Genomic DNA, 10,339 nt, shown 5'->3' on the forward strand with positions numbered 1-10,339 from the left:
CACTTCCATAACAGTGAAGTGCCAATGCTAGCGGATTAGCGCTGGTTGAGCGCGCCGTAAAGTTCGGGGCGACGGTCGCTGAGGTAGCGATTGGCAGCGCGCGATTCGATCATTAACTGTCGATCCAGTTCTCCGATGATCAATGCTTCGTCGAGTCCGGCCTGAGCGATGCGGCTGCCATCCGGTGCGGCGAGGCTGCTTTGCCCGCAGTAGTGTATCTCGCCTTCGCTGCCGCAATAGTTGGCGTAGGCCACATAGCACTGGTTCTCGAAGGCGCGCGAACGCACGGTGACGTCAGCAACGAAATCGAACGGAATCATGTTCGCCGTCGGCACCAGAATCAGCTCAGCGCCGGCAAGCGCCAGACGCCGGGTGTTTTCCGGAAACTCGAGGTCGTAGCAGATCAGGAAACCGAGCTTCCAGCCGTTGAGTTCGACGATTGGGAAATCATCATCGCCCGGACTGAACATCGAACGATCCAGATCACCGAACAGATGCGTCTTGCGGTAATTGCACAGGCGCTCACCGTTTGAATCGATCAACTGCACGGCGTTGTAAATCTGCCCGTCGGCGGTGCGCTCGGGATAACCATACGCAATAGCCAAACCGGCAGCCTTGGCGATCCGGCCGATCTGCTGCGCCCATTCGCCGTTGTAGACCTCGGCCAAGGTACTGACCGCTTCGGCGCCAATGTTGTAGCCGGTCATGAACATCTCCGGCAGCACCAGCAGGTCGGCGCCCTTGGCCTCCATCGCCAGCTGATGCAGGCGTTGCAGGTTGGCGGCGGGCTCCAGTGGCAGCGGTGGACATTGGTAAAGGGCTACACGCATCAGGGATTCCTCTTACTCGGGCAGGGCGATAGGGCCGATGTCTTTGAACACATCACCGGGGCCCGGGTTCGCTTTATGTGTCGACCCTCCGAAATGTTTCATGATGCCCCACACTGCGTTGAGCGAAGTCTGCACCGCGCCTTCCACCCACGCCGGTGTCCACGACACGTCGTCGCCAGCGATGAAAATCCCGCGCTGTTCGGCCGGCATCTCGTCCTGCATGAAGTGCGCGTACATGCGTTGGTTGTAGCGATAGTGGCCGGGCAGGGCACCTTTGAAGGCACCGAGGAAATGCGGATCGGCTTCCCACGACACGGTGATCGGATCGCCGATGATCCGTGCAGCGATGTCGACTTTCGGGTAGATTTTTTTCAACGCGTTCAACGCCAGTTCGACGCGTTTTTCCACCGGGTGCGGGAGCATCTTCAGCGCGTCGCTCATCCACGAATACGACAGGCAGATCACGCCGGGTTTGTCGTCGCCGTTATCGAACAAATAAGTGCCACGGGTCAGGCGATCGGTGAGGGTCATGCTCATCAGGTCGCGGCCGGTTTCCGGGTCTTTGTCCTTCCAGAATGGGCGGTCGACCATCACAAACGTCTTCGACGACTGCATGTAGCGCGTGCGGTCGAGCGCCATCCACATCTTCTGCGAGAACAGGGTTTCGTCGCATTCGATCTGGGTGGTCAGCAGCCAGCTCTGGCAAGTGGTCAGCACGGCGGCGTATTCGCGGGTGTCGCCGTTGTTGTCGGTGACGGCGAAACGGCCATCCGCCGCATGGGCAATTTTCTTTACCCCGGAGCGCGGCGCACCACGGTGCAGGGATTTCAGGCTGGTGCCTTCGGGCCAGTGCACGCAGCGCTCCGGCACATGCCGCCAGATGCCCTGCGGTACTTGTTCGACGCCGCCGATCACCAGGTGCTGATGGTCGTCGCAGTTGGTCATCACCACACGGAAGATTTCCAGCATCGAGTTGGGGAAGTCCGAGTCCCAGCCGCCGGTGCCGAAACCGACCTGACCGAACACTTCGCGGTGATGGAACGACAGTTTGGCGAAGGCTTCGGAGGTGGCGACGAAGTCGTAGAAGGTGCGGTCGTCCCACAACGGCACAAGCGTGTTCCACAGCTCTTTCAGGCGCGGCACATCGCGATCGCGAATGGCCTGCTGGATGTCGGCGAACTGCGAACCCGCTTCCAGCGCATCCGCCCAGGCGTCAGCCACTTCCTGAAACAGCGCAGGCAGATCCGCCAGTTTCTGTGCGTAATGGGTTTTACCCTCGAGGTCGATCACGGTGCTGCCAGAGGCCGGTGTCAGCGGGTTCGGGAAGGGTTTGGTCTCAAGACCGAGCTTGTCGACGTAGTGATAGAACGCGGTGGAAGACACCGGGAAACGCATGCCGCCGAGTTCAGCGACGATACCGTCCGTGCCGTTGAAAGCCTGCGAGCGCAGACGGCCACCCAGTTTCGACGCCTCGTAAACTACGGGCTTGAGGCCAAGTTTCATCAACTCGTAAGCGGCGACCAGACCGGCAATACCTGCCCCCACGATTGCCACTTCGGCGCCGTGATTATGTTCAGGAATACTGCCGAGGCCGGCCGGGTGTTCGATCCAGTCGTCGAACGCGAACGGAAAGTCCGGGCCGAAAATGGTGACGGGTTTCTTACCGTCTGCAGGATGGCGATTGTTCTTGTTCATGGCTGACCTTGCTGGCGACCCGACGCGGGATGCGCGTCTGAGTATAGGAAAAGATGCCAGCCATTCTAGGGAGCGTAGAACACGTTAATAAGACGCAAAGTGTCGTCGTTTTGCCAGATTAACGATCAATATGACGATTGGAGACTTCATACCGACCAAAATGTGCGAGCGAGCCTGCTCGCGAAGAGGCCCTGAAATCCACCCGAGAAGCCCGATAAAAACCTTAGACCGGCTGCCCCCGATCAATCTTGCTACTCAAAATGATCGAAGTCGTGGTCTTCTCCACCCCGTCCACGCTGCCAATCTGATCGAGCAACTGATCCAGTTGCTCCGGCGAATCCGTACGCAACCACGCCACATAATCAAACTCACCACTGACTGCACACAGCTGCTGCACCTGCGCCATCGCACTCAATCGGCGCAACACCTCTTTGCCGGAACGCGGCTGCACCTTGATCCCTACATACGCCTGCAAGCCGCCATCGACCACCCGCTGACCCAGGCGCACACCATAACCGGTGATCACTTTAGCCTTTTCCAGCCGTGCCAGACGCGACGTCACGGTGGTGCGCGCAATGCCCAATTGCCGGGCAAGCATGGCCACGCTCTCACGAGCATTGATCTGCAGGGCAGCGATCAACTGACGATCGATTTCATCAAGCACGGGCGGGCGGATGTCTGGCAAGGGGCGGCTCCATTGGCGCGGGTCGGTGGTTGGCGCATGTTACAGGCTCAATTGCAGGGACGCTTGCAGGCGATGATCGGGTTTTCATCCGCAGGTCGACGCTATTGTTCCGCTGAAACCTGACCGGTGATTCGAGCCCGTGTTGCTTACGCCAGTACCTTGGCAAATGCCTCCCGGAATCGGCGCATGTCATCGTCCGTCCCGACACTCACTCGAACCCAGGTCGGCCATTCTTTCCATACGCGACCCACATGAATGTGGCGCTCGGCCAAGGCCTTTACCACGGCAACCGCAGGGCGTCTGACATCAATCATGAAGCAATTGGCCTGGGACGCTGTGCAACGAAAGCCTCGCGCACTCAGCCAGGCGATGGTTTCCTCTCGCAGACGCGTGTTGTTCTGTTTTCTTTGCGCCAGCAGCGGAGCGTCCTCAAGGCTGGCGATTGCTCCCAGCAAAGAAGAAGCGGCCGGGACGTTGTAGTTGCCGAATACTTCCAATTGTTCCAACAGCGCAGGGTTGCCCACCGCGATGCCGAGCCTTGCACCCGCCATGCCGTAGATTTTCGAAAAGGTGCGCAGCACCAGCAGGTCGGGGTGATCCTTGACCAGCGGGATGCAGGTGATGGCCTGCGAGAAATCGATGTAAGCCTCGTCCACCAACAGAATCGAACCTTTGGGTTTGTCCTTCAGCGCGCGTTCAATGGCGTTGCGGGCAGTGAGGGTGCCGGTCGGATTATTCGGATTGCAGATGTAAATCAACCCCGGCTGATGATCGGCAGCCAGCATGCGCGGCAGGTCGTGAGCATGCTCGGCGTTCAGCGGTACTTCGTGGACAGCGACATTTCTACCGCGAGCAGCCTGGACGGGATCTTCATAGGACGGTGCGGCAACCACCAGACTTCCCTGTTGCGTGAAGGCATGCACGGCGTGCTGCAGGGCCAGCTTGGAGCCGCAGTAGGTCTGGACGAATTCTGCGGGTACGCCTTGCTGGCGGGCAAACAGTGCATTGAGCCGGTCCTGGATCTTGTACGGATAACGCCCCGACAGATCGATACCGTCCTGCATCGCTTGTCGAGCAGCCGTCGAGGGGCCCCAAGGGCTTTCGTTGAAATTGATCAGCACCTCGTCAGAGGTTGCCGCCGCAGAGGCTGTTTCAATTTGAGCCTGCGCCCACGGATTGTGCGCCAGCAGTGGCAGTGTCGCGGCAAATCCAACGAATGAGCGTCGAGTGACATCAACCATGAAAACTCCCTTTTCGGATCATCAGATGCGCCACTGCTGTGTGGCCCTTTACTGAAGTAACGAAATGGTTAAAGGTTGATTTACCGCCGAGGAACTGTGAAAAGCAATTCAGGGAGTGCTTGTTTTTTCAAGTGATCGTGGCAAAGACGTTTTTGCCCGACGAGATAACTGCATTACGCGGCGCTCGATAAGTTGGTAACTGATGAATGAAACGAGAATCACCGCACCATAGGAGATGGTCCAGAAGAGTATGGCGTTCCCTAGCCCACCCTTGGAGTAACCGAGCATGCTCCAAATACGCCCGCAGACACTTAGCGTGAGGATGTGTGACAGGTACATTGAATAGGAAATGTCGCCGACAAATGCTAGCAGGCGGGGTGCATGTTTTTTGCTTATGCCTTCTTGCAAAGCACAAGCCAATAACAATAGCGCGTAGCCACCACCGACCAGGAATGCCCGTTCCAGTGATATCGCCTGAATAACATCAGTATTGCCCACTGTTTTATCGAAAAAAGCGTAGAGCAGACTGGTCATCCCCACTCCTGCAAGTAACGCAGGTGTTATCGTTTTCAGGCCGCGTTGCACAAGCCTCAGATAAGCGACGCCCGACAGCGCGCCGAGTATGAATTCTATTGAAAATTCGTGGGTGATAATCCGCAGATAAGGAGCGCCTGTCGTGGTCATGAAAAAAGACGCGAAGACAATTGCAAGCAACCAGACGAGCAAGGAAGCCGAAACGTATTGTACTGGCAGCTTCAATATTAAGGCGAAGACCAGGTAAAACCATATTTCATGCGTGAGTGACCACGCAACCATCACCAGGGGGGCTGACGCTTCAGGTAGTAATAGAAAGGAAGAAAGAATATTCGAATGGCCGCTCTGAGAGTTGTTTACCAGTTCTGGCCTGATGATGAAGACCAATAGTACTGCCAGAAAATAAACCCAGTAGGTAGGGTAGATTCGAAGAAAGCGCCCCTTGAGAAAGTTTAATGTCTCGCCGCGCAGCCCAAATTTTTTGCGAAAGGCGATGATCATTACGAAGCCACTGAGTGCGAAGAACAGGTCGACGCCTGTTTGTCCGAATACAAACAGCTCGGGAATGATCGACTCACCCTGTAGGTACTTTGTATTGATAAAAATGGAATGAAACGCAACAACCAGAAGAGCAGCCAGGCCTCTTGCAGCTTGTAGCGAGGAAAGTTTATGCACGTAATTTCGTCCTTCTAACTGGCTAGACATCCTGTGCTGGCAGTTTGAAAGTAACGCATCTTTGATGCAAGGGCGAAGCGCGGAAACTGCCATTTGCCAAACGGCAATTGAATTCAAAAAGCTGCAGCGTTACGGCGGGTGTTGAATACAGCGTTGCCGTGTTGCGTCGACATTTGGCCCACGCGTACGCCAGAAACGCGAAAGCCGCGCATTTGCGCGGCTTTCAGGTTTGGTGGGCCCACACGGACTTGAACCGTGGACCAAAGGATTATGAGTCCTCTGCTCTAACCAACTGAGCTATAGGCCCTCAGTAGGTCGCGGATTATAGCGATGGTTTCTCGGCTGTGCTATCCGAATAATCCGATACGGTTACACGAAGAAACGTTGCCGCGAATTCTTCCGGTGGTAGCGGCAGGCTGACGATGTAGCCCTGGATCTGTTCGCAGCCTTCGGCGGCGAGAAATTGTTGTTGCGCCTGGGTTTCCACACCTTCGGCGATGACTGTGAATTGCATGCTCCGGCCCAGCGCGATAATGGCGCGGACAATGGCTGCGTCGTGGGGGTCATCGGGCAGTCCGCGGACGAACGACTGGTCGATCTTGAGGATGTCCAGCGGCAGGCGTTTGAGGTAACTGAGCGAAGAATAGCCGGTGCCGAAGTCATCGATCGCCAGTTGTACGCCGAGGTGTTTGAGCTGGTGCAACACGGCCAGCGCCTCTTCGGCCTGACTCATGATGAAATTCTCGGTAATTTCCAGTTGCAGTAAATCCGGCTGGAGGCGGTTGTCCTTGAGCAGTTGTTCGATGCGTCCGAGCAGATTCGGCTGACGCAGCTGTGCTCCGGCGAGGTTCACCGACAGTGGGCCGAGGCTGTCGTAGACCTGGTTCCACTCAAACATCTGCCGGCAAGCGGTCTCCAGCACCCAATCGCCGATCTGCAGGATCATGCCGTTTTCTTCGGCCAAGGGAATGAAGTGCTCTGGCGGCACTTCGCCGAAAGTCGGGTGACGCCAACGGATCAACGCTTCGGCACCGACCAGACGATGGTCATCGAGGCTTATTTTCGGTTGGTAGTAGAGGAACAGTTCGTCACGTTCAATGGCTCGGCGCAATTCGTGCTCCAGCGCTATGCGCTCGCTGGCCTGGGCAGTGAGGTCGCGGGTATAGCTTTCGACACGGTTGCGGCCCTTGGCCTTGGAGCGGTACATCGCCGCGTCGGCGTTTTTCACCAGTGTGGCGACGTCGTTGCCGTCCCGAGGATAGAGACTGGTGCCGATGCTGGCGCTGATGAAAAACTCATGCTCGCCCGCCTGAAACGGTGCACCGAAGCAATTGAGCAGTTTGATGGCGATGTTATCCGCGTCGCTGGCCTGTTGCAGGCCCGGTAACAGAATGATGAATTCGTCGCCGCCCAGACGCGCCACGGTATCGATGTCTCGCAGTTGCTCCTTCAGGCGCACGGCGATGCCCTTGAGCAGCAGGTCGCCGACCGGATGGCCGAGGCTGTCGTTGATATGTTTGAAGCGGTCGAGATCGAGAAACAGCACGGCGCCCTGACCGCCGTTTTCCTGCTGATTGTTCAACGCCATCAACAAACGGTTTTCGAACAGCGTGCGGTTCGGCAGACCGGTAAGTGGGTCGTGATGCGCCTGATAGTCGAGTTTGGCTTGTGCATGCTTGAGGCTGGAGATGTCGGCAAACACCGCGACAAAATGAGTAATGAACTTGTCGCGATTGCGAACGGCACTGATGGTCAGCCAACTCGGGTACAACTCGCCGTTCTTGCGCCGGTTGGAGATCTCGCCTTGCCAGTGACCTTCATCGGTCAACTGGTGCCACATTGCCGCGTAGAACGCGCTGTCGTGCAAGCCGGAGGCAAGCAGGCGCGGCGTATGGCCGAGCGCTTCGCTTTCGCTGTAGCCGGTGATCTCGGTGAAGGCGCGGTTGACCGCGCTGATGTGTTGTTGGGTGTCGGTAATCAGCACGCCTTCGGCAGTGCTTTCGAACACGGTGGCGGCCTGCTGCAGTTTTTCCTGCATCAGATGTCGCTCGGTGATGTCGCGGGCGATGGTCAGCATGCAGTCTTCTTCGCCAATCGGCAGCGGACGGCTGGACACTTCGCACAGGCGAATCTGCCCGTCACTGCGACGGATATGGCAGGTGAAGTCACGGACGAAACCATCGCGGTGCAACAGGTCGAGCATCTGTTTGCGCTCGTTGAGGTTGACCCAGATGCCCAGATCCAGCGCCGAGCGATCCACCGACATGGCGCTATTGAAACCGGTGATACGGCTGAAACCTTCGTTGACCTCCAGCAGCAGGCCATCGCTCTGGCGTGACAACAACAAACCATCCGGCGAGGCATGGAAGGCCTTGGCAAACTTCTCTTCGGAGGTTTGCAGTTGCTGCTGGGTTTCCTTGAGCTGAGTGATATCACGCACGACGACGACCAGGGCTGGCGTGGTGTCCAGATCGAAGGGTTCGGCGGAAATCAGGCCAGTGAACAATTGGCCGTTGTTGCGGCGAAAAGGCATCTCCAGATTGCGAATACTGCCCGCCTGCAAACGTTGCAGCAGTCCCGGACCGACCCCGGAAATTCCCCAGATATTCAAATCGGTCGCCGTTTGCCCAAGCACTTCCTCGGCTCTCAGCCCGATCTGTTCTTCAAACGCTTCGTTGACCTCCAGCAGGCAACCGTCGGACAGCCGTGCAATGACCAGGATGTCCGGGCACTGCTGGAAGACCGAAGCGAATTTTTGCTCCGAGAGACGCAGCGCCTCTTCAGTGCGCTTGATTTCGCTGATGTCGATCATCAAACCGCGCATCACCGGCTCGTGACCATGTTCGATCAGGCTGACGATATCGCGTACCCACAAGCAGCGACCATCGGCGGTGATCACTCGATAGTCGACGATGTGATCGCGACCCTCGCGTAGCGCCTCTTTGCAGTAGCTCTGTGTGCGGGTCAGATCGGCCGGGTGAATGATGTTGTGCCAGAAACCGGGGATCAGCCAGTGCGATTGTGGATAGCCGAGCAAGTCTTCGGCGTGGGGCGAGACATAGCTGTAGGTGAAGTCGCTCATCCGCGCTTCCCAGGCGATGGCCGACAGGCTCTCGACCAGGCCGCGATAGTGATACTCGCTGCTGCGCAGTTCCTGTTCGAGGTCTATGCGACGGGCGATTTCCGAACTCAGGCGGCGGTTGATGCGGATCACCACGGCAAGAATCGTCACCAACAGCAGCAAACCCGGTAAACCGTAGATCAATAGATCTGACCAGAATGTCCGATGATCAAGGACGTTCCCGACCCAATGCTCCTGAATGCTGCTTATTTCATCAGGACTCATGTCCGCGAGCACTTTGTCGAGAATCCCCACCAATACCTTGTTGTCGCGGGGCACGGCCATTGCCAGTTGGTAGCGATATGGGGTTTCGCCACTGACGTACAGACCGTCGAGCTTGAGCTGGCGCAGGCTCCAGACGCTGGACGCGAGGTCACCGACAACGGCGTCCACTTCGTCGGTCGCCAACGCTTGCAGCGCCGAACTGACATTGGGCATGGCCACCAGATTCAGATCGGGATGGTGGGTGCGTAATAGTTCGTGGGGCGCGTAGTTCTCCACCACGGCGATCTTCAAACCGTACAAGTCGTCGAGTTTGCGCGGTTGCGCGCCGCCGATATGGGCGAGGATGACGATCGGAAAATCAAGATAAGGGCGAGTGAACGACAGGTAGGTCTGGCGCTCTGGGGTGGACATGATCCCGGGCAGGAGGTCGATCTTGCCCGACTTGACCTGCTCCAGCACCACCGTCCAGCTCACTGGCTCAATGGGGGTCAACTTGATTGCCAGGCGTTGGCGAATCACATCGATATAGTCCGCCGCCAAGCCCTGATAACGGTTCTGGTCATCGCGAAACTCGAAGGGTGGCCACGACGCATCGACACCCAGGCGCAAGTCCGGGTGAGCCGCCAGCCAGCTACGTTCTTCATCGGTCAGAGTCAGCGCGTCAGCCGTTGCGGTCCAGATCATCAGTGACAGCAAAAAAAGCACGGACGCCAATCTGGGCATAACGCTCTCGTTATGGCTCGGGGATGATTGTTTCGAGTGTAGACGGGGTACGCGGGGGAGGGGCGTTGCGAAGAATTTAATCTGCCATATAAACAAAACCCCCGGCCTGGGCCGGGGGTTCTGGTATCACTCGTCGAGGAAGGAGCGCAGATGCTCGCTTCGCGTCGGGTGGCGCAGCTTGCGCAGCGCCTTGGCTTCGATCTGACGGATCCGCTCACGCGTTACGTCAAACTGTTTGCCCACTTCTTCGAGTGTATGGTCGGTGTTCATGTCGATACCGAAACGCATGCGCAGTACTTTGGCTTCACGGGCAGTGAGGCCGGACAGCACTTCGCGAGTCGCTTCTTTGAGGCTCTCAACAGTGGCGACATCGATTGGCGACTGCATGGTCGAGTCTTCGATGAAGTCACCCAGATGGGAGTCTTCGTCATCACCGATCGGGGTTTCCATGGAGATCGGCTCTTTAGCGATCTTCAATACCTTGCGGATCTTGTCCTCAGGCATTTCCATGCGTTCGCCCAGCTCTTCCGGGGTCGGTTCGCGACCCATTTCATGCAACATCTGCCGGGAAATGAGGTTGAGGTTGTTGATCGTCTCGATCATGTGCACC

At 57.3% G+C, this 10,339-nt stretch carries 7 protein-coding genes and 1 tRNA gene; all 8 read right to left on the reverse strand.

The genetic code is table 11. From position 1 onward, the window contains the following. Positions 1-35: 35 nt before the first annotated feature. Complete coding sequence (locus tag ACIF4X_RS12220; protein ID WP_397482311.1) at positions 36-830, reverse strand: carbon-nitrogen hydrolase family protein; 795 nt, start codon at positions 828-830, stop codon at positions 36-38. 12 nt (positions 831-842) lie between these two features. Then, positions 843-2,525 carry a flavin monoamine oxidase family protein gene (locus ACIF4X_RS12225; protein WP_397482312.1) on the reverse strand — a complete coding sequence of 561 codons (1,683 nt, stop codon included), beginning with the start codon at positions 2,523-2,525 and terminating at the stop codon, positions 843-845. A gap of 223 nt (positions 2,526-2,748) precedes the next feature. Continuing rightward, the gene (locus tag ACIF4X_RS12230) at positions 2,749-3,210 is read right to left on the reverse strand and encodes an Lrp/AsnC family transcriptional regulator (RefSeq protein WP_007910086.1); all 462 of its coding nucleotides are present in this window, start codon (positions 3,208-3,210) and stop codon (positions 2,749-2,751) included. A gap of 146 nt (positions 3,211-3,356) precedes the next feature. Continuing rightward, positions 3,357-4,451 (reverse strand): pyridoxal phosphate-dependent aminotransferase, encoded by a 1,095-nt coding sequence (locus ACIF4X_RS12235; RefSeq protein ID WP_397482313.1) that lies wholly within the window; start codon positions 4,449-4,451, stop codon positions 3,357-3,359. A gap of 108 nt (positions 4,452-4,559) precedes the next feature. After that, positions 4,560-5,660 carry an acyltransferase family protein gene (locus ACIF4X_RS12240; protein ID WP_397482314.1) on the reverse strand — a complete coding sequence of 367 codons (1,101 nt, stop codon included), beginning with the start codon at positions 5,658-5,660 and terminating at the stop codon, positions 4,560-4,562. A 230-nt stretch (positions 5,661-5,890) separates the two neighbouring features. Next, positions 5,891-5,967: transfer RNA gene (locus ACIF4X_RS12245), tRNA-Ile, on the reverse strand. 15 nt (positions 5,968-5,982) lie between these two features. Next, a complete protein-coding gene (locus tag ACIF4X_RS12250; RefSeq protein ID WP_397482315.1) occupies positions 5,983-9,729 on the reverse strand; it encodes a bifunctional diguanylate cyclase/phosphodiesterase in 3,747 nt (1,248 codons plus the stop codon). Between the two features lie 126 nt (positions 9,730-9,855). Continuing rightward, positions 9,856-10,339, reverse strand: a 484-nt coding sequence (locus ACIF4X_RS12255) for a sigma-70 family RNA polymerase sigma factor (protein WP_397482316.1), incomplete at its 5' end; no start/stop codon positions are given.

The organism is Pseudomonas sp. NPDC085632, from assembly GCF_044541255.1.
Taxonomy (GTDB): Bacteria; Pseudomonadota; Gammaproteobacteria; order Pseudomonadales; family Pseudomonadaceae; genus Aquipseudomonas.

What these genes read in the sequence shown, in the direction of transcription:
- ACIF4X_RS12220 (WP_397482311.1), bottom strand. Translation starts at nt 830, where the DNA reads ATGCGTGTAGCCCTTTACCAATGTCCACCGCTGCCACTGGAGCCCGCC.
- ACIF4X_RS12225 (WP_397482312.1), bottom strand. Translation starts at nt 2,525, where the DNA reads ATGAACAAGAACAATCGCCATCCTGCAGACGGTAAGAAACCCGTCACC.
- ACIF4X_RS12235 (WP_397482313.1), bottom strand. Translation starts at nt 4,451, where the DNA reads ATGGTTGATGTCACTCGACGCTCATTCGTTGGATTTGCCGCGACACTG.
- ACIF4X_RS12250 (WP_397482315.1), bottom strand. Translation starts at nt 9,729, where the DNA reads ATGCCCAGATTGGCGTCCGTGCTTTTTTTGCTGTCACTGATGATCTGG.